Consider the following 19,759-nt stretch of genomic DNA (forward strand, 5'->3'; position numbering starts at 1 on the left):
TGCAACACCATGTTGTTGCCATAATACCTGACTCGGACTTTTAAAGCCGAGTCTTTTTCTTGGACGGTGATTCAAATCAGAACAGCGTTCTACTTCTGCAAGATTAGTCTTTATTCAGCCCAACAAACTTGGCACGTGCTTTATGCAGTTTTTTGTAGCTGTCGATTAAACGTAAATGACGATCTAAACCTTCAAGCTGCATATTGGTTTCGGTTAGACCATAGAAACGTACTGTGCCTTCAACAGAACCCATGACTGCATCCATACGTTCATTGCCAAACATACGGCGGAAATTGACAGCATAATCGGCAATATCCATTTCATCATCTAAAATAACTTCAAGCACGACATTCATACATTGATAGAACAAGCCACGTTCTACGGTATTGGTGTTGTATTGTAAGAATGCTTCGACCAAATCTTTAGCTTCTTCAAACTGTTCTAATGCCAAATAAATCAACAATTTTAATTCAAGGATAGTGAGCTGTCCCCAAACGGTATTGTCATCAAATTCAATGCCAATTAAGGTTTTAATTTCGGTATAGTCATCTAGCTCACATTCTTCCAAGCGCTCAACCAAAGCTTCAAGTTGCGCATCATCCAAACGATGCAGATTTAAAATGTCTTCACGGTACAGCAAAGCTTTATTGGTATTATCCCAAATCAGGTCTTCCACCAAATACACTTCTGAATAATCAGGGACTAAAATTCGGCAAGCAGTCGCACCTAAATGTTCATAAATCGACATATAGGATTCTTTGCCCATTTCTTCCAGAATCGCAAATAAAGCTTCGGCTTCTTCGACATTGCTATATTGACCATTGTTGGTGAAATCCCATTCTACAAACTCATGGTCTGCCTGTGCGCTAAAGAAACGCCAAGACACTACACCACTTGAATCAATAAAGTGTTCCACATAGTTATTCGGCTCTGTTACCGCATTTGTACTAAAGGTTGGCTGTGGTAAATCATTTAAACCTTCAAAACTACGCCCTTGCAATAACTCGGTTAAGCTGCGCTCTAAAGCAACTTTAAAGTTTGGATGCGCACCAAACGAAGCAAAAACACCGCCTGTACGTGGGTTCATTAAGGTCACACACATGACAGGGAATTGACCGCCTAAAGACGCGTCTTTCACCAATACGGGGAAGCCTTGCTCTTCTAAAGCCTGAATACCTGCCACAATACTTGGATATTTCGCCAAAACTTCTTGCGGCACATCAGGTAGGCACATTTCTTCCTGAATAATTTCGCGCTTCACTGCACGTTCAAAAATTTCAGATAAACACTGCACTTGAGCTTCTGCAAGCGTGTTACCTGCACTCATCCCGTTACTTAAATATAAGTTTTCAATTAAATTTGATGGGAAATATACCGTTTCACCATCGGATTGACGCACAAATGGCAATGAACAAATACCACGTTCAGTATTGCCTGAGTTGGTGTCATATAAATGTGTGCCCAGCAACTCATCTTCAGGATCATAAATTTCTAAGCAATATTCATCTAAAATTTCTTTAGGCAATTCACCATTTGGGCCAGGCTTAAACCATTTTTCATTTGGATAATGCACAAATTCGGCATTGGCAATCTCTTCACCCCAGAACTGATCGTTATAGAAGAAGTTACAGTTCAAACGTTCAATGAATTCACCCAAAGCAGATGCTAATGCACTTTCTTTGGTTGCGCCTTTACCATTGGTAAAACACATTGGCGATTGCGCATCACGAATATGTAATGACCAGACATTTGGCACGATATTACGCCATGAGGCAATCTCAATTTTCATGCCCAAACCTGCCAAAATACCCGACATATTGGCAATAGTTTCTTCAAGCGGTAAATCTTTACCAGCAATAAAAGTCGCTTGAGATGAAGTCAAGTTCGGCATCAGCAAAGCTTGTGCATCGGCATCAATGCTTTCGACTTGCTCAATCACAAACTCAGGGCCTGTTTGCACGACTTTCTTTACGGTACAACGGTCAATAGAACGTAAAATCCCCTGACGGTCTTTTTCAGAAATATCTGCAGGCAATTCCACCTGAATTTTAAAAATCTGTTTATAACGGTTTTCAGGATCGACAATATTGTTTTGAGATAAGCGGATATTATCGGTTGGAATATCACGTGATTGGCAATAAACCTTCACGAAATACGCAGCACACAATGCAGATGACGCAAGGAAATAATCAAATGGGCCTGGCGCAGAACCATCGCCTTTATAACGGATGGGCTGATCGGCAATGACGGTAAAATCGTCAAATTTAGCTTCAAGACGCAAGTTGTCTAAATAATTGACTTTAATTTCCATGCAGGCACCTATTGTATGTGCCTACTCAGACACAAAATTATAAAATATTGATTTATAAGCCGAATCAAGAGGGAGAATAAGACTTAAAAATGAGGTTTGAAGTCATCGCAACGGTATAATAGCGACTCCAGAATATGCGACAACATTATAAAGTGATTTAGGTGAATTGATAATGCTATAAATACAGATTTACTGAATTTAAGCAAAGCTGCTAATTAATATACATAAACATAATATATTTAAATGTATGGTATATTGTCTTTAGGTTCTAATCTGCTTGATGGTGAAACAACATGAAATATACCGAACTCACTGCTGAAATTTCGTCTAATATCAAATCCATTAAAGAACAATCTCCCGATTTACTTAAAAGTTTTAATGCCCTGTCACAAGTTGCGATGAAAGATGGCGTAATTGATGCCAAAACCAAAGAATTTATTGCACTGGCAATTGGCGTAGCACAACGCTGTGATGGTTGTATCGGTTTTCACGTCAGAACTTTGGTCAAAATGGGTATGACTTTTGAAGAATTGAATGAAATTTTAGGTATTGCTGTTTATATGGGCGGTGGCCCATCACTCATGTATGCCGCAAACGCCGTGGCAGCATTTAAAGAGTTTTCTCCATCTACAGCCGAATAACAGCATCAAATTATTTACCGAGTCGAAACTATGTTAAATATCCATAATGAATGGGATGAACGCTACAGCCAACATGACCATATTTATGGTGAACAAGCCAATGCGTTCATTCAGGACATTACGCAAAAACTGTCTATTCACGGCAAAACTTTGGGCTTGGCCGAAGGTGAAGGTCGTAACTTGTTATATTTGGCCGCTTTGGCACAAGCCAATGGGCAAGCATTTGAAGCAGATTTGTGGGACTACTCGCAAGTTGCTTTAGATAAGGCCCAAGGCTATGCACAGCAACGTGGTTTAAGTCTAAATACACGAAAGCAAGATTTAAGTCAGGTGAATTGGCCAGCGAATCAATATGACAACGTGATTTGCGTATTTGGTCACTTTAACCCTGAAACACAGCAAAAAGTGTTAAATGGCGTGCGCGAAACTTTGGTCAACGGTGGTTTATTTGTTGGTGAGCTGTATTCTACTCGTCAGCTAGAATATAAAACGGGCGGCCCACGTGCAGTAGAAATGCTGTACGATCCTATCGAGTTTTTAAGCCATTTTAAACACGATCATCTGATTCATTTCTTTGTGGGCGATGTAGAACGCTCAGAAGGCAAACTGCATCAGGGCAAATCCCACGTCATTCAATTTGCGATTCGTATTCAGAAATAAAAGACTGAATCTTTTACATCAAAAAGCTTGCTCCAATGCAATTAGAGCAAGCTTTTTTGCGCTTTAGATTTGAATATTCAGTTAGATATTTGCTCGGAAATTTTTAAAATCACTCAAACACATCTTTCATAGATTTTGGCATTCCTTGTACCGACTGTAATTCGCCCTGTTTATTTTTCCAAAGCACAACAGGTGTGGCAAAGAACTCGTATTTATCCATCAGTGCCTGATTCTGTTCTAAGGTTTTTTCTACATGTACAGGCACAGTTTTTTGCTCGATCAGCTTTTTTTGTCCGTATTGACGATGGAACGCATTAAAGGTCTGCTGTGGGTTTTTCGCCATTAATAAAGTCGCGGCCTGCCCTTTGCTTTCAGGTCGGATCACCGCCACAATAATATGTCTTAACTGAGCTTTGCCAGATTCTACCCACGGACGTGCCTGCTTCCAAAAGGTATGGCAATACGGACAATTCGGGTCTGAAAACACGTAGACAATTTTTTCAGCACTGGTTTGCCCATCCTGAATCCAAGTAGCGTGTTCCAGACTTTGCCACACATCTTCAAGTACCGACTTTTTCACATAACGGTCTAAAGCATCGACGGTTAAATTATTGCCTTGTGCATCAAACAAAGTGCCTACAATATAGTATTTCTGATCATTGGAAATAAACACTGTCGCAGGACTTTGTTCAATATGCCCTGCCCAACCTGTCATTTGTGCAGGTGCTTGAATTTGTTGCACAAACTTAAAACCTTCTTTTTCAATGTGCTGTTTGAGGTTGTCCTGTGCTTGCAGCATACTCACACTACTGGCAAGACTCATACCTATCGCCAGTTTCAGCATGTTATTTTTGATGTTTGATGTCATATTGATTGTCCTTAATTTTGGCTTCACGGCGGGTTTTCTTTCAAATCGTTAAGAGCGCGTTTATGGATTCGCTTGTATTTTTTTCAGATAATGCTGCAGCATCGGCTTGGTCAATTCACCCATGTGATGATCGACCAATTCTCCTTGTGCATTAAAAAACAAAGTACTTGGCAAACCGAACATATTGAAGTGTTGTCCTAAACGAGCTGCAGGGTCTAATAACACGTGTTCAAACTGAAATCGATGTTTCTGTAAATAGGCTTGAATCTCTGCTGCAAATTCGCCTTGATTAGCAAATACAAAATTGACCTCAGGGAAATCTTGCTGTGCTTGTTGCATAACAGGCATTTCACGATGACAAACTGGACACCAAGTCGCCCAGAGATTAATCACCGTGGGCTGCCCTGAAAATTGAGCTAAATCTTGAGGTTGTTGCGCTAGGTTGTGCAATACTAGATTGGGATAGGCATGCTGCGTCTGCAAAGGTTGGATAAGACTCCAACCTACAACTTGTACTGTAATAAAGAGCGCAACTGCCCATGCCAGAACAACACGTTGAATAGCGCGATTTTTCCAGACAAACCACGCCACACCTGCCATAACTGCGGCAATCAGATGAAAGCCTTTGTCCTGAATTTTTAAAATATCAATCGGGTTGGCAAAGTACAGCTCATAATGCTGCAACACAAAAACTGCCCGCCCAACTAAAGCACCAATCCACAGCGCATTCCATAATGCATCCTGATAACCTGTCCAAGTCTGTGCATTCCATGTATAACGACGCTGAAAAAATTTACCCATTGCAAAGACGACAATCAGTCCTAGCAATAAAAACACCAATGGCCATGGAATCATCAACATGCCTAACTGCAAGACTGCGGATTGAATCATGGCGCAGCCTCTTGCAGTTGATGAATATTTTGAATCAATTGCGCTGCGTTATAAGCACCTGTTAGACGCAATTCACGTTGTTCCCGTTGTGGATCTGCCAAAAATAACAACGTTGGCGGCCCTAAAATCTGCCATTTTTTCAATAAGGCATCTTGTGAAGGATGCTGTTCGGTTAAGTCGAGTTTAATCCGCACCACATGCTTTAAAGCATCTTGCACATCGGTACGAGGAATCACATCACGCTCAATCGGCTGACACGCCACACACCAATCGGCATAGACATCAATCACAATCTTTTGATGAGCATGTGCGGCCAAAGCTGCATTCAACTCTTGTTCTGTGCGTACTTTGATCCATGGCTGTAATTGGTCTGCTTGTACCTGCGCATTGACACTGGCAATACTCTGATTGACATGCCAAATTCCACTACTGGCGATTACTGCCGCCAAAGCCAATAACGAAAAACGCTGTGGACGATGTAACACGTGGCGCAAAATTGCAATTAAATATGCAGCGAAGGCAAATAACACCACAGCAAAAGCAACATAGTACCAAGTCACAGAAAATAGCGGACGAGCAAAATACAAAGCCATTGCCAACATGATAAAACCAAAGCTAAATTTTAGCCGTTCCATCCACAAACCTGGCTTTGGCAAATATTTCGCGCCAAACACGCTGGCAATAAGTAAAGGAATTCCCATACCTAAACCGAGCAGGAACAAATATAAACCACCCAATGCTGCTTGATCCAAATGTGAGACGTACAGCAATGCTCCCGCTAAAGGCGCACTCATACATGGCCCGACAATCAGTGCAGAAATCACCCCCATAACGCCCGCACCCAATAAAGTACCGCCTTTTTGATATTGCTGAATACGATCTAAACGCTGTAACACTGCTTGTGGTAATGACAACTGATACAGTCCAAACAGGTTTAAAGCAAAGAGCACAAACAACATAGCAAAAACTGCAATCACTACGGGATTTTGGAACCAACGCTGTACGCTATAACCAATGTGTGACGCAACAACGCCCATCAAGCCATAGACTAGCGCCATACTGACGATAAAGGTGATCGCAATTGCTGCCGCTTTATAGCCTGTATTGCGCTGCACCAAAATGCCAGAAAGAATTGGAATCAGCGGCAATGAACACGGTAAAAAAGCCAGTAATACCCCAAAACCTAAAAAGATAAACGCATTCAGTAACAACCCTTGCCCAGACAATAAATTCAGGAAAAATTGATCATTGTTCCATTGCTGATTCAGACTCGTACTACTGGCTGTTTCCGTATTGCTTGAATTGGCTGATGCAGCGAATGTATTGTCTGTCAATGCCGTATCTGTATTTTCAATCTCTAAGGAATTTGCTAAATCAACGTTTTCTACTGGTTCAGGGGTAAGTTTAGGATCAGCTTGTGTTACAGCAACCGCATTTTCAGCAAGCTGTGCTTTGTTTTCTAGCGTTTGCTGTTCAAGTTTGAGTTCTTTTGTCGTTACAGTATTTGCAGTTGTCGTAACTTGTTTTTGTGTACTAGAACCATTGGCTTGATGCTTATCTGCATCATTTAAGTTAGTGTTTAAAGCAGCCTGATTATTCTGATTGAGTTGCTGAAGTAAATTACCTTTGCCCGCACTTAAATTATGCTGTGGCAATAAACCATCGGCATCGGTTTGAATCGTTTTACGCTGTACGGGATAACACAAACCATCTTCAGCGCAGCCTTGCCAAGTAATTTGATATTGCTGATTAGGCTTCACCTGAATCTGTGTTGTCACTTGCCCATAATGCACACGTGTCAGCCCGAAAGTCGGATCATCTTTTTCATGCCCTGCAGGCAATTTAAAAGCAAGCGGCTTTTGAGCCTGACTGACTTTGAATTGATCGTGATATAAATAGTAATGCGGTGCGACATCCCATTTCAGTTCAACCGTTTGTTCAGACAATGACGTCGCCTGAAACTTAAAAGCTTGATCGGACGCTAAAAATTCATTGGCAGCATTGACCCACACCGCACACAGACTCAACACAAAATAAGCAATGACGCGAATAAAAATCATGTATTTATACTAAAAATTAAAAAACTGACTGTATTATCGGTAAGTGTAGATTAAGAGAACATTAATAAAGATTTTTCTTTGTAAACTTGAGCATTGTAGGTGCCTAATCTAAATTTGTGGCGTGATCGAGATGTGTCATATATTGGGCTGACTGTGGTATAGGAGCAAATATGTTCGTCGTTTTGGTGGAAGATGATCCTTATATTGCCCAAAGTATTGTGGCAGCACTCGAATTTTTAAGTATTTCAGTCGAACACGTGAATAACGCGCGCGATGCCGATTACTTCATACGTCATAGTGCGGTAGATCTGTGCCTGCTCGATTTAGGTCTGCCTGACCAAGATGGTTTACAGTTACTCGAAAACTGGCGTAAAGATGCCATTCATATTCCAGTATTGGTATTAACCGCGCGGAATCATACTCAAGACTGCGTACAGGCGCTCAACTTAGGAGCAGATGACTACCTAACTAAACCTTTTGAATTAAATGAACTGATTGCCCGTGTATATGCATTAAGCCGCCGTCATCGTGGTTATTCATCGAACCAACTGCAAAGTGGTCAGTTACACATGAACCTCGATACACAAGAAGTCAGTTGGCATTCACAAAACATTCAGCTTTCACGCCGTGAATATAGCCTATTGGAAACCTTTTTACGGCATCCGAACCAAATCTTAAAAAATGAAGAACTGATAGATAAAGTGTATGGCTTTCAAGACAGTATCGAAAGCAATGCCTTAAATGTGCATATCTACCATTTACGGCATAAAATCCACCCCGATTTTATTCAAACGGTGCGTGGTGTCGGCTACATCTTTAAACCTGAGCTGCTGACATGAAAAACTACAGTCTGAAATGGCGTTTGGTATCGACCATCAGCTGTGCATTTATTTTGCTGTGGGTGATTGTCTTTGCATGGCTCTACCATGACTTGGAACAACGCTTACAAAATACGCTGGATGAACGACTTTCTACCTCAGCCCGTATGGTCGCCCGCCTGATTCAGCAACTGCCCCTAGAACAACTCACAGAAAGTTTGCATGCCGAATCAGAAAATGCCTTGCTACATAGTTTAATTGCTTGTGAAGTCTCTATTTTCCGTGCCAATGTTTCATTACCACAGCATGTGATTGCACGCACTCAAGGTGCACCGAAAAATTTAAAAAACCAACAAGTCGGTTTCAGCACATGGACAGAAAATGGACTGCAATGGCGTAGTTATGTACTGCGTGAAGGTGAAGTTCAGGTGGTGGTGGCTGAAAAAATTCAGTTACGGCAAAACCTACTTAAACAAATTTTACAGTCGGTACTGATTCCTTTACTGCTTACTTTGATTATTTGTATTTTGCTAATTTTGTGGATTATCCGTCTGGAGTTTTTACCGCTCGATCACATCACCCGCCACTTAATTCAGAAAAAACAATCTTTAGATGAAGCTTCTCGTTATTTAATTGAACTGAGATCACAAAAAATTCCTAAAGAAATTCAGCCTTTTGTCGATAACTTATTGATGCTGATTGAACGCCTACATAAAAGTCTGGAACACGAAAAAAACTTTAGTGCATTTGCTGCGCATGAACTCCGCACGCCGTTAACGGCTATTAAAACGCATGTGCAACTGAGCCAATTGATGTTGAATCAAACCGCATCTGCCCAAGATACAGCCAAAGTCATCGACAATTTAAAACACGCAGAACGCAGCATCCAACGTTATCAACAACTTTTGGAACAACTGTTATTGCTCAGTCAAACTGAAGCAGGTATTCAAGCGGCACATAGCCATGCAGATATGCGTAGCGTATTAGAAACAGTCTTGTCGGAACTGACTGTGGAATATCCCAATTTATCAGCGAAATTACAGATTGATTGGGCGAGTTTGGTAGCACAACACATTAATATTCCAGCGCCTGCGTTGCACATGGTACTGAAAAACTTGATTCAAAATGCTTATTTGCATGCAGAGGATGCGCCAAACATTCAAATTTATATGCAAGACCTGCAATTGATCATTGCAGACCAAGGCAAAAGCCTGAATGAAGATGATTTTACCATTCTGACTCAGCGTTTTTGGCGTAAATCTGCGCATAAACAAGGCTATGGCTTAGGTCTAACTCTAGTCAAAGTATTATTAGAGCAATATGGCTACCTACTTCAATTTCAGGCTAACCAACCGCAAGGTTTAAAAGTGATTGTCAGTTTTGATGCAGCACCTTCTGCAACAGAGAAACAACAGACGGATTAAGCTTTTCTGAGCTTTAACAGCAAATAAAGCAAGATTCAGAACAAGATCACTTAACTTTTGCCAATACCGAACATATTGCTCTACTTTACGATAACGCCATTTTTAAGGTGATTTTTGAAATAAAAGGTCAATGCGTTCTAAAATTTTATCTATGATGTAGATGCTGCGGGCTATTGAGTAGAAGAACATTGGCTAGAAAAAAATTGCTGAAACTTTCATCACCGTTTTTTTGTTCGATACCACGTCATATTTTTAAATGAGGTAGATATCCGTGCAGATCGTGCATGTGCTTGGTCTTGTGATCAATCTACAACTTAATTAAAGTGTACATAAAACCAACAGCACCCCACTCAAAATATAATACGCAGCGTAGGAGCATCTATTCCAGACTAAACTATAGATAAATATATCAATCAAAGCATTCCATTTAAGCTCATGTTTTATTTAAATAAAGTTGAATTTTTAAAATATCTTATTATCGAAATGATCTTTCTATCGAATCCATAACCACTTGAACGATGATCACAAAACGTATTAGATGATCCACTGCAGTTTGTGTGGTCATCTACTTTGAATGAACTGAAAAAATGGAATCGCCATTTTTTATAAACAGCAACGAAATATCATGCTATAAAGAAAGGCTATATTGATGTTGGTTGTTTTCTGGCTTTGACATTCCGAATCAAACCAGTTCAAGTCACTCGCTTGATCAGTCGTTACAGAAAACAAATGAATAGATTTGGTCAGTTGTTTTAGAATATAAAAATCAGCAAAAAAAACTAAAAATGTAATTTTTTAACATTGCGAATTCCCTGCAAAGTTTTCATTATAGAGCCTCATTTTGGCACACGCTTTCTACGTCAAATTAAACAAATTACAAAAAAAATGTGGAATTTTATGCCATAATTAGCAAACTTTGCAGACATCTTGCAAAGTATTATTGCAATTATTTATTGGAGCAAGCGGAATGAGTTCGACCATTTTGGTTATTCATGGACCGAATCTAAATTTGCTAGGAAAGCGTGAACCCGAAGTTTATGGTTACCTCACTCTTGAGGATATAAATCAACAGCTCATTTCACAAGCGCAAAAAGCATCAATTTCTATAGATACTTTCCAAAGTAATTGGGAAGGCGCAATTGTAGACCGAATTCATCAAGCCGCGTTAGATGGCACACAATATATCATTATTAACCCTGCTGCATTAACGCATACCTCTGTTGCGGTACGTGATGCCTTGTTAGGGGTCGCTATTCCATTTCTTGAAGTCCATTTGTCGAATGTGCATGCACGTGAGGCGTTTAGACATCATTCATATTTATCAGACAAAGCCATTGGTGTGATTTGCGGTTTAGGCGCAAAAGGCTATGCCGCAGCACTCGACTTTGTTCTTGAAAAAATTCAACCTACTACACAATCTTAAACTAGGAATACTGTCCATGGATATTCGTAAAATCAAGAAACTCATCGACTTGATGATTGAATCTGACTTACAAGCGATTGAAGTTAAAGAAGGCGATCAGTCGATTGCATTAACTCGTCGCAGTCCAGTAGTAGCGGCAGCAGTTCCTGCAATGCCTGCACCTTCTGCAGAAGTACCATCTGCACCTAAATCTTCACCACGTGGTGCTGTTGAAACTTCTCCAATGGTTGGCGTGTTCTATGCAGCACCAAGCCCAGGTGAAGCACCATTTATTAAAGTGGGTCAAACTGTTTCTGCTGGTGAAACGCTTGGCATTATCGAAGCAATGAAAATCATGAACCCAATTGAAGCAACTCAAAGTGGCGTGATTGAAGAAATTCTAGTTAAAAATGGCGAAGTGATTCAATTTGGTCAACCACTCTTCCGCTACCGCGCTTAAGACCTCGGGGATTCACAATGTTGCAAAAAGTTTTAATTGCAAACCGTGGTGAGATTGCCCTGCGCATCACCCGAGCTTGCAAAACTTTAGGGATCAAAACCGTGGGTATCTATTCAGATGCCGATAAAGACCTGATGCACTTACGCTTTTGTGATGAAGCCGTGTGTATTGGTCCAGGTGCGAGCAGTGAAAGTTACCTGAATATTCCTGCAATTATTACTGCAGCAGAAATTACAGGTGCAGATGCCATTCACCCTGGTTATGGTTTCCTTGCCGAAAATGCCGAATTTGCTGAAATTGTAGAAAGTTCAGGTTTCATTTTCATTGGTCCACGCCCTGAGCATATTCGCTTAATGGGTAACAAAGTTTCTGCAATTACTGCAATGCGTAAAGCTGGCGTACCAACTGTACCGGGTTCAGCACACGCCGTTACACCACACAATGCTTTAGCTGAAGCCAAAGAAATTGGTTTCCCGCTCATTGTAAAAGCGGCTGCTGGTGGTGGTGGTCGTGGTATGCGTATTGTAGAGCGCGTAGACACCCTGCTTGAATCAGTTCAAGCGGCTCAACGTGATGCAGAAATGTGGTTTGGTGATGACACGGTCTATATGGAACGTTTCTTACAAAAGCCACGTCACGTAGAAGTACAAGTATTGGCTGATGGTAATGGTCACGCGATTCACCTTTATGACCGCGACTGTTCTTTACAACGTCGTCACCAAAAAGTTCTTGAAGAAGCGCCAGCACCTAACTTACCAGAACAAGCACGTGCCGATATTTTAGAAGCGTGTGTTAATGCATGTAAGTTAATGCAATACCGTGGTGCAGGTACTTTCGAATTCTTATTTGAAGATGATGAATACTTCTTCATTGAAATGAATACACGTGTTCAGGTTGAGCATCCTGTAACTGAAATGGTGACAGGCATTGACATCATTGAACAACAATTGCGTATTGCTGCAGGTCTAGGTTTAGACATTGAGCAAGATCAGGTTGAAATTCGTGGTCACGCAATCGAATGTCGTATTAACGCAGAAGACCCAACCACCTTCGTACCTTCACCGGGTAAAATTGAACACTTCTATGCCCCAGGTGGTGCAGGTGTTCGTGTAGATTCACACATCTACGAAGGTTATAGCATTCCGCCGTATTACGACTCAATGATTGCTAAACTGATTGTGCATGGTAAAGATCGTGAAACCAGTATTGCGCGTATGCGTCAAGCCTTGGATGAAACTATCTTAACAGGAATTAAAACCAACATTCCTTTGCACAAAGACTTGATTCTGCAAGATAAAAACTTCTGCAAACAAGCAATGGATATTCACTATCTTGAAAAGCATTTGCTAAAGCAACTTGCTGGCAATGAAGAAGAAAAAGCATAAGTAATTAAGGTTGCTTAAGTTTAAAATAAAGAGCTGATGATTCAACGTCAGCTCTTTTTTATTGTTGAGAATAAAAGCTAAACCGTTAATCTATGCAGATCAGTATGAATAAAAAACCAATACTCCAAATGGAGTATTGGTTTAAAAATTGATTTAAAAACTGAGATCATTTTAGATCATCGAATGATGCAAAATACTAGACAAGATTAATCTAAAAACTCAGTCATGAATGCCAATACCTCTGCGGTTTTTTCAGCATGCAACCAATGCCCTGCATGAGCAACTGTTTCAACTTTTGCGTGAGGAAACTGTGCTTGAATAGCGGCATAATGCTCAGGCGCTTCAATGTAAGGCGAATTACCACCACGAATAAACAAAGTATTGACATCACTATGCACCGTCTGCCATGACAAAATTTCGGCATAATGTTCATGTAGCGCATTTAAGTTAAATAACCATTGCCCTTTGCTAAATGACTTCATCAAAAATTGCACAACCATTTCTTCTTGAAGATGCTCACGCATAATTTCCATTGCCGCTTGGCGACTTTCAACTTGTGCATCTTGCACAGCAAACAAGGCTGTAAAAATTTGATCGTGACGATTTTCAGGATAAGCAAAAGGACAAATATCCAATAAAACCAATTGCTGTAAACGCCCAGCAGCCAGAGGAGCTAAAGTCATTGCAACTTTACCGCCCATTGAATGCCCAACCACAGAAAACTGTTCGATATTCAAGCTGTTCAACGTTTCTAAAACATCTTGTGCCATTGCTGCATAATTCATGTCATCACAATGCGCAGACTTACCATGATTGCGCACATCTAATTGAATTACGGTGCGCTGTTCTTGAAATGCACGTGCGAGCATGCCTAAATTACTCAAACTACCAAATAAACCATGAATAAAAACCAAAGGTGGCAATGTAGATTCAGGCTGATTTTGCGTGATTTGATAATTTAACAACATAAAATAGACTCTAAACTTGAATTCAAATGATTGATCTATTTAATGAGTTTTGAGTTTATAAATCAAATTTTATATGTGCTTTTTACGGTGAAACTTATAATATCACTTAGGCTATTTGTGTGAGCCTAAGCAATAACATACAAGATGAACTTTTCTTAAAATTTTATTTAAAATAATTCAAAGGCAACTTCAAATAACGAATGCCGTTGGCCTCAGGTTGTGGGAACTTACCTGCGTCCATATTGATTTGAATGGATGGCAGAATCAATTTAGGCATCGTTAAAGTAGCATCACGCTGAGTTCTCATCTCAATAAATTCAGCTTTGCTTACCCCTGTATGAATATGAATATTCTGCTCTTTTTGAGTTTTGAGCAGTGTTTCATGTTCATATTGTTCACGTGATTCTGGTAGATAATCATGGCATAAGAACACTCGTGTTTCTTCAGGCAATGCGTATAGCGTTTGCACAGAATCGTACAACTGCCCTGCACTGCCTTTCGGGAAATCACAACGTGCCGTACCATAATCAGGCATAAACAAAGTATCACCTACAAATACAGCATCACCGATCACATAGCTTAAACAAGCAGGCGTATGCCCCGGTGTAGGGATGTTATAGGCTTGTAATTCACCAATCGTAAAAGTTTCATGATCGTCATACAGATAATCAAATGATTGATGTGAATTGAAATACTTGATATCCAAGTTATAGATAGCACTAAATGTTTCTTGCACAATCGAAATTTTATGGCTCATGGCAATTTTACCACCCAACTGCTCTTTTAAATATTGAGAAGCTGTCAGGTGATCGGCATGCACATGCGTTTCTAAAATCCATTCAACCGTTAATTCATTTTTTTGGATGTAAGCAATGATTTCATCGGCATGAATTGTTGAAGTAGTCGCAGATGCAGGGTCATAATCCAACACGCTGTCAATAATGGCACATTGACGCGTTACAGGATCACTTACCACATAACTGAATGTATTAGTATTTTCATCAAAAAAATGCTGAATATCTGCGTGCATCTTATGCTCCTGCAACCTTACGATGAATGAGAATCCCCACCAACATTGCAACAATGAAATAGATTGCTTGATAATAACCTAAACCAATCAAGGTTAGACTTGGCGCTGGACAAATTCCTGCAACGCCCCAACCGATACCAAAAATAAAACTACCTGTGATCAGTTTAGAGTCAATTTGAGTTTGTTTAGGCAAATCAATTGGTTCATTTAAAATGGTTTTTGGTTCAGCTTGGCGCATAATTCTTTGGAATGGAATAAAGGCAACCGCAATTGCACCCATCATAACAAATGCCAGACTTGCATCCCATGTACCGAAAAGATCGAGGAAGTTTAAAACTTTTTCAGGATTCGACATACCAGAAAGAATCAATCCAGCTGAAAAAATACCACCGAAAACAAAGGCTAAGAAATTTTTCATTTAGAATGCTCCTGTGATATGGCGGATAACATAAACGGTAATAAAGCCAGCTAACATAAAGGTAGCTGTTGCTGCAATGGAGCGCTTAGATAAACGACTCATGCCACAAATACCATGTCCACTGGTACAACCCGAACCCAAACGAGTACCGAAACCAACCAACAATCCCGCCACAATCATCATCAATGGGCTTGCATTCAATTCAACTTTAGGTTGAGCCACGATGCCATAGAAAAAAGGCACAATGAAAATACCTAACACAAACCACAATGCAGGCGTTTTGAACAGCGTTTGCGGATTTAATACTTGAGCCAGTAAACCACTAATGCCTGCAATACGACCATGAACATATAAATAGCCCACGACTGCAAGACCAAGCAATCCACCACCGATTAATGCCAGCAGATAATCATGCATTTTGAACACCCAAAACAATATATGTTTTTATAATATATTATTGTAATTATTATTCAACTATTCTCTTGTAAGTTTTGTAAACTTCATCTGACTATTCGTCTATGTTTGCGATGTGAGAGAGATTTCGCAAGTTTTTGGCTGATATTAAGTCATAAGGCAGAAAATTTAGTCATTCTAAATGACTGCCTCATAACGTAATAAAGATATATCAAAATAGACAGCAACGACAAAAGTTGAGGGCATTAGACTCATTTGTGAGCAAGCGCAATAAGTTCTTTTTTATGCCGACGAATTACACGTTTAGCAGCATCTAACATAATGCGATTGGTAGTCTCATCATCACCAAAGTCAATAGGTTTAGCTGGACACATTGGACGAGCTTTTCGATCTTCGATTGTGTAGTCTTTAAGACGCTTACCCATACTGCACCTCTCAGAATTTCTTAACTTTCACTAATATAACATAAAATTTAGTTTGTTAAAAAATCATCAATACGAGTTTTTAATTACCCTATTTATTGCTTAAAGATAACTTTTTTTGTTATTAAATGGTCGCTTGGAACAAGAATCACTGAGATGAAACGAATAGGAATAGTTGCTACATTCATACAAGAACAAGCATCTGTGTGCTTTGGACTCAAAACAATATAAAGTTCAACATATCATGCATCTACAATCTCTACAAAATTAGCATTTAAAACTTTTGCCAAATCGCTTGGTGTTAAACCAATATCTAATCCCCGCTTCCCTCCACTCACATACATAGTTGCAAGCTGTTGAGCGGATGCATCAATCACTGTTTTCAGTTGTTTCTTCTGCCCAATTGGACTAATGCCCCCAACCAAATAACCTGTCAAACGCTCAGCATCTTTAGGATCAGCCATGTGTACTTTTTTACACTGAAAAGCAGCCGCAACTTTTTTAAGATTTAATTGGTAATGGACAGGTAAAATCGCCACAAAATAATGCTTATCATCACTGACCAATAAAGTTTTAAATACTTCTGTGACATCTAAGCCTAACTTCTCCGCAGCTTCTAAACCAAAACTTTTAGTATTATGATCATGTTCATATTCATGCATAGAAAATTGAATTTTCTTGGCTTTTAAAAGTTTAGCTGCTGGAGTCATTGAAAAAATACTGTAAAAAACGATGCTCAAATTATACGCTTGATTGAGATTAAAAGTGAATTCGCTTAGGCCATTTTTAAATATAAAAGTAACTATCGAAAAAATAGCCTAAAATCATTAACTTGGTTTACGTGAATTTTCAACCAACACGTTAGCTAAGCGCTGTGCATGCGCAATCACGCGATCCAACCAACGTTGTGCCGCCAACAACTCTAGACCTGTCGCAGCATTGAGCTGATTCACGGCAATATATTGCAGCACTTTTTCACGGTTTTCGGCACGTTGATCTTCTGTCCATTTTTTCAAATTAGATAATTCGGTATTTAGACTTAGTACATGTTTATGCACATCAAAATCATCCATTTCTTTTAGATGTTCATCAAGAATTTGTACAAAATCTAAGCCAACTTGATAAATTGCAGGTTGGGTGCGTATTTCTTTTGCTAAAGTAATATTTTCCAAATCACTTCGTAAAACACGTAAATACACCATCAAACGAAGCATCGCCATTAAACGCTGTTGATCGGCTTCATTTTCTGAAATCGACATTTCTTCCAAATAGCGTTGGACTTGAATGAGTACTTCATCTAGCTGTAATAAACGTACTTTTGAAGGTAATCTTCCCTCTTGGATAGCCAGTTTTAGCATCACCAAAACGTCATACAAACTATGGTAAATCACCTTTGATGCAGCATGAATAGCCAAGGCGGGCACAGATAAACTCGCTTGATCGAGATAACATAAAACCGATTGAGTTTGATCTGGGATAATTTTCATAATCAGTTTTTCGAACTGACGGATAAAAGGCAAAATAATCAAAGTACCAGAAATACTGAATGCTGTATGAAATGCAGCAACAATCACCACATTGTCCCATGTTGCCATAAGACGTTGATTTTGTGTTAGCTCAAGAAATAACGGTTTTAAAATAATAAAAGCAAAAATGGCTGAAATGATGTTAAAAATCACATGAACCGCTGCAGTACGTTTGGCATTTGCAGTTGAACCAATTACAGCAATAATGGCTGTCGCCACCGTACCAATATTCTGTCCAATCACCAAACCTAAAGCCTGTTGCAAATCAATCGCACCACTGGCCAATGCTGCTAAGGTCGCGGTAATTGCAGCACTTGAAGATTGCAACAGAATGGTCATGATAATACCGACCAAAACCAAACTGAGTTGCGCAATCAAAGATCTACTTGAAAATACTGATAAATCGACACGTTCAGCAAAACCTGACATGGCAACTTGCAACATATCAATGCCAAGGAAAATCAGACTAAAACCTGCCAATGTCATTCCAAATAATGCAACTCGCCCCTGACTAAATAATTTAAGCATTGCACCCAAACCCAGCAAAGGTAATGCAAAACTGGTGATGGAAAATTTAACACCTAAAAATGCCACCATCCAACCCGTACTGGTTGTGCCAATATTCGCGCCAATAATGACACCAATTGCCTGAGCAAAAGTAAGAATACCCGCACTGACAAAACCAATTGTGGCTAAAGTCGTTGCTGTAGAAGATTGTACAATTAAGGTTAAACCGATGCCTGAAAGCACAGCTTTAATGGGTGAGCCTGTAAATTTAGACAACCAAATACGCAAAGTTTCCCCTGCCATATTTTTTAAGCTGTCTGTCATCATGGTCATACCAATCAAAAATAGACCAATACCACCACATAATTGTACAAAGACTTCTAACACACTTACTCCCTGTGCAATAAGCAATTTTCAAAGTGCTAAAAAGCCGATATTGTACGTACTTTTATCTTAAAATTGCAGTTTATTTGTTCTATTCCAATAGTTTATATTAAATAAAAAACTTGTCATCAATTTGACATATTATTAAACCTAAGGATAGATCGGACTCCATTGGTTTATCCAATCATTCGATAAAACAAAACGAAACCTCTGTATTATGCTGACACGATACAATTCAAATCTGTGAATGGCTTGACTAGGTCAATCGCTCACCTCAAAATCAGTATATATACTCACATACGCCAAAATGACAGATATAGTTTTAATATGATTTTTAATACTTTTAGAAAATATCCATCTATAAAAATATTCAGTATTGGTTGTACTGTTTTAACGCTAGCAGCTTGCTCTCCACTAGGAGGTGGTTCTCTTGCAAAACGCTCAGCTAAACTTTCTACAGGGATCCAAAAGGCTTATGCTGTGCATCCTGATACAGCAAATCGTGTAGCACCAATCATTGTACAAAGTGCAGAACAACATAATGTTGATCCTCTGCTTGTCGCTGCAGTTATTAGACAAGAATCGAATTATCGTGCCTATGCTGTTTCACCTTCAGGTGCAGTTGGGTTCACACAAATTATTCCACGTTATTGGCAGCAGACTTGTCCTGGCGATTTATTCCATGAACATACCAATATCAACTGTGGTACATTTATTTTAAATCATTATAAAAATCAGTCGGGTAAATGGCCTAAAGCTTTAGCCTATTACAATGTGGGACCTACTGGCTACAATAGTAATCGAAAAATGAAAAAGCAAGGTAAACGCTACGCGAAACAAGTCAAACAGCACCAAAAAAACTTAAAAGATGCACTTTAATTTTGACTTACTAGCTTAATAAAGTAGCCAATACCCGTTGAATTAAAGCCATCCTCAGATGGTTTTATTTTGCCTTCACTTTTATGTTTCCTTTCTTTTTATAATTTTATTTTTCTAACTTTATTTTCTTTTTGCATAAAAAAACACCCCCAACGTGAGTTGATGGTGTTTAGAATAATGAGCTGGCGATGACTTACTCTCACATGGGTAACCCCACACTACCATCAGCGCGAAGAGGTTTCACTTCTGAGTTCGGGAAGGGATCAGGTGGTTCACTCTTGCTATGGTCGC

At 39.5% G+C, this 19,759-nt stretch carries 19 protein-coding genes and 1 rRNA gene; 8 read left to right on the plus strand and 12 right to left on the minus strand.

The window, feature by feature from the left end; all coding sequences use genetic code 11:
* Positions 1-103: 103 nt before the first annotated feature.
* The gene (locus FTV52_RS10460; protein ID WP_179990781.1) at positions 104-2,311 is read right to left on the minus strand and encodes an OsmC domain/YcaO domain-containing protein; all 2,208 of its coding nucleotides are present in this window, start codon (positions 2,309-2,311) and stop codon (positions 104-106) included.
* Between the two features lie 293 nt (positions 2,312-2,604).
* Here FTV52_RS10460 and FTV52_RS10465 point away from each other — a divergent pair, with 293 nt between their 5' ends.
* Together FTV52_RS10465 and FTV52_RS10470 are read left to right on the plus strand one after the other, a co-directional pair.
* Positions 2,605-2,952, plus strand: coding sequence for a carboxymuconolactone decarboxylase family protein (locus FTV52_RS10465; RefSeq protein ID WP_004973824.1), 348 nt, complete (start codon positions 2,605-2,607; stop codon positions 2,950-2,952).
* A gap of 30 nt (positions 2,953-2,982) precedes the next feature.
* Entirely contained in the window at positions 2,983-3,612 is a 630-nt protein-coding gene (locus tag FTV52_RS10470; RefSeq protein ID WP_178319301.1) for a class I SAM-dependent methyltransferase, read from the plus strand.
* A 109-nt stretch (positions 3,613-3,721) separates the two neighbouring features.
* Here the strand turns inward: FTV52_RS10470 and dsbG are convergent, their stop codons facing one another.
* The 3 genes from dsbG to dsbD are packed head-to-tail and all read right to left on the minus strand — an operon-like array spanning position 3,722 to position 7,431.
* Positions 3,722-4,480 (minus strand): thiol:disulfide interchange protein DsbG, encoded by a 759-nt coding sequence (gene dsbG / locus FTV52_RS10475; protein WP_179990782.1) that lies wholly within the window; start codon positions 4,478-4,480, stop codon positions 3,722-3,724.
* Positions 4,481-4,540: 60 nt separating this feature from the next.
* Positions 4,541-5,371, minus strand: a complete 831-nt coding sequence (locus tag FTV52_RS10480; RefSeq protein WP_104851946.1) for a TlpA disulfide reductase family protein — start codon at positions 5,369-5,371, stop codon at positions 4,541-4,543.
* The gene (dsbD, locus tag FTV52_RS10485; RefSeq protein WP_179990783.1) at positions 5,368-7,431 is read right to left on the minus strand and encodes a protein-disulfide reductase DsbD; all 2,064 of its coding nucleotides are present in this window, start codon (positions 7,429-7,431) and stop codon (positions 5,368-5,370) included. Before dsbD ends, FTV52_RS10480 begins: the two co-directional genes overlap by 4 nt.
* A 170-nt stretch (positions 7,432-7,601) precedes the next feature.
* On the opposite strand from dsbD, the gene FTV52_RS10490 reads away from it, so the two are divergent.
* The 5 genes from FTV52_RS10490 (at position 7,602) to accC (ending at position 12,920) form a co-directional block, all read left to right on the plus strand.
* Positions 7,602-8,270, plus strand: a complete 669-nt coding sequence (locus FTV52_RS10490) for a response regulator transcription factor (RefSeq protein ID WP_104851944.1) — start codon at positions 7,602-7,604, stop codon at positions 8,268-8,270.
* Positions 8,267-9,673, plus strand: a complete 1,407-nt coding sequence (locus FTV52_RS10495; protein WP_178319304.1) for an ATP-binding protein — start codon at positions 8,267-8,269, stop codon at positions 9,671-9,673. The genes FTV52_RS10490 and FTV52_RS10495 overlap by 4 nt, the downstream gene beginning before the upstream one ends.
* A gap of 967 nt (positions 9,674-10,640) precedes the next feature.
* Positions 10,641-11,096, plus strand: a complete 456-nt coding sequence (gene aroQ / locus FTV52_RS10500) for a type II 3-dehydroquinate dehydratase (protein ID WP_096902340.1) — start codon at positions 10,641-10,643, stop codon at positions 11,094-11,096.
* A 16-nt stretch (positions 11,097-11,112) separates the two neighbouring features.
* Entirely contained in the window at positions 11,113-11,535 is a 423-nt protein-coding gene (gene accB, locus FTV52_RS10505) for an acetyl-CoA carboxylase biotin carboxyl carrier protein (protein WP_004973838.1), read from the plus strand.
* 17 nt (positions 11,536-11,552) lie between these two features.
* Entirely contained in the window at positions 11,553-12,920 is a 1,368-nt protein-coding gene (gene accC, locus FTV52_RS10510) for an acetyl-CoA carboxylase biotin carboxylase subunit (protein WP_004973841.1), read from the plus strand.
* Positions 12,921-13,126: 206 nt separating this feature from the next.
* Here the strand turns inward: accC and FTV52_RS10515 are convergent, their stop codons facing one another.
* The 7 genes from FTV52_RS10515 to FTV52_RS10545 all read right to left on the minus strand — a co-directional run bounded on the left by FTV52_RS10515 (position 13,127) and on the right by FTV52_RS10545 (position 18,592).
* The gene (locus FTV52_RS10515; protein WP_179990784.1) at positions 13,127-13,888 is read right to left on the minus strand and encodes an alpha/beta fold hydrolase; all 762 of its coding nucleotides are present in this window, start codon (positions 13,886-13,888) and stop codon (positions 13,127-13,129) included.
* Positions 13,889-14,051: 163 nt separating this feature from the next.
* Positions 14,052-14,918 carry an MBL fold metallo-hydrolase gene (locus FTV52_RS10520; RefSeq protein ID WP_179990785.1) on the minus strand — a complete coding sequence of 289 codons (867 nt, stop codon included), beginning with the start codon at positions 14,916-14,918 and terminating at the stop codon, positions 14,052-14,054.
* Position 14,919: 1 nt separating this feature from the next.
* Positions 14,920-15,336 (minus strand): DUF6691 family protein, encoded by a 417-nt coding sequence (locus tag FTV52_RS10525; RefSeq protein WP_004973852.1) that lies wholly within the window; start codon positions 15,334-15,336, stop codon positions 14,920-14,922.
* On the minus strand, positions 15,337-15,753 hold the full coding sequence (locus tag FTV52_RS10530) for a YeeE/YedE family protein (RefSeq protein ID WP_004973854.1): 417 nt from the start codon (positions 15,751-15,753) through the stop codon (positions 15,337-15,339).
* Positions 15,754-16,001: 248 nt separating this feature from the next.
* Complete coding sequence (locus FTV52_RS10535; protein WP_004973856.1) at positions 16,002-16,175, minus strand: hypothetical protein; 174 nt, start codon at positions 16,173-16,175, stop codon at positions 16,002-16,004.
* Positions 16,176-16,414: 239 nt separating this feature from the next.
* Entirely contained in the window at positions 16,415-16,882 is a 468-nt protein-coding gene (ybaK, locus tag FTV52_RS10540; RefSeq protein ID WP_179988965.1) for a Cys-tRNA(Pro) deacylase, read from the minus strand.
* 117 nt (positions 16,883-16,999) lie between these two features.
* Positions 17,000-18,592, minus strand: coding sequence for a Na/Pi cotransporter family protein (locus FTV52_RS10545; RefSeq protein ID WP_167845994.1), 1,593 nt, complete (start codon positions 18,590-18,592; stop codon positions 17,000-17,002).
* 324 nt (positions 18,593-18,916) lie between these two features.
* Here FTV52_RS10545 and FTV52_RS10550 point away from each other — a divergent pair, with 324 nt between their 5' ends.
* The gene (locus FTV52_RS10550) at positions 18,917-19,468 is read left to right on the plus strand and encodes a lytic transglycosylase domain-containing protein (protein ID WP_096902336.1); all 552 of its coding nucleotides are present in this window, start codon (positions 18,917-18,919) and stop codon (positions 19,466-19,468) included.
* A 180-nt stretch (positions 19,469-19,648) separates the two neighbouring features.
* Here the strand turns inward: FTV52_RS10550 and rrf are convergent.
* A 5S ribosomal RNA gene (gene rrf / locus FTV52_RS10555) occupies positions 19,649-19,759 on the minus strand; the annotation flags it as partial.

The sequence above is a fragment of the Acinetobacter sp. YH1901141 genome (genome assembly GCF_013416935.1).
Classification (GTDB): domain Bacteria; phylum Pseudomonadota; class Gammaproteobacteria; order Pseudomonadales; family Moraxellaceae; genus Acinetobacter; species Acinetobacter towneri.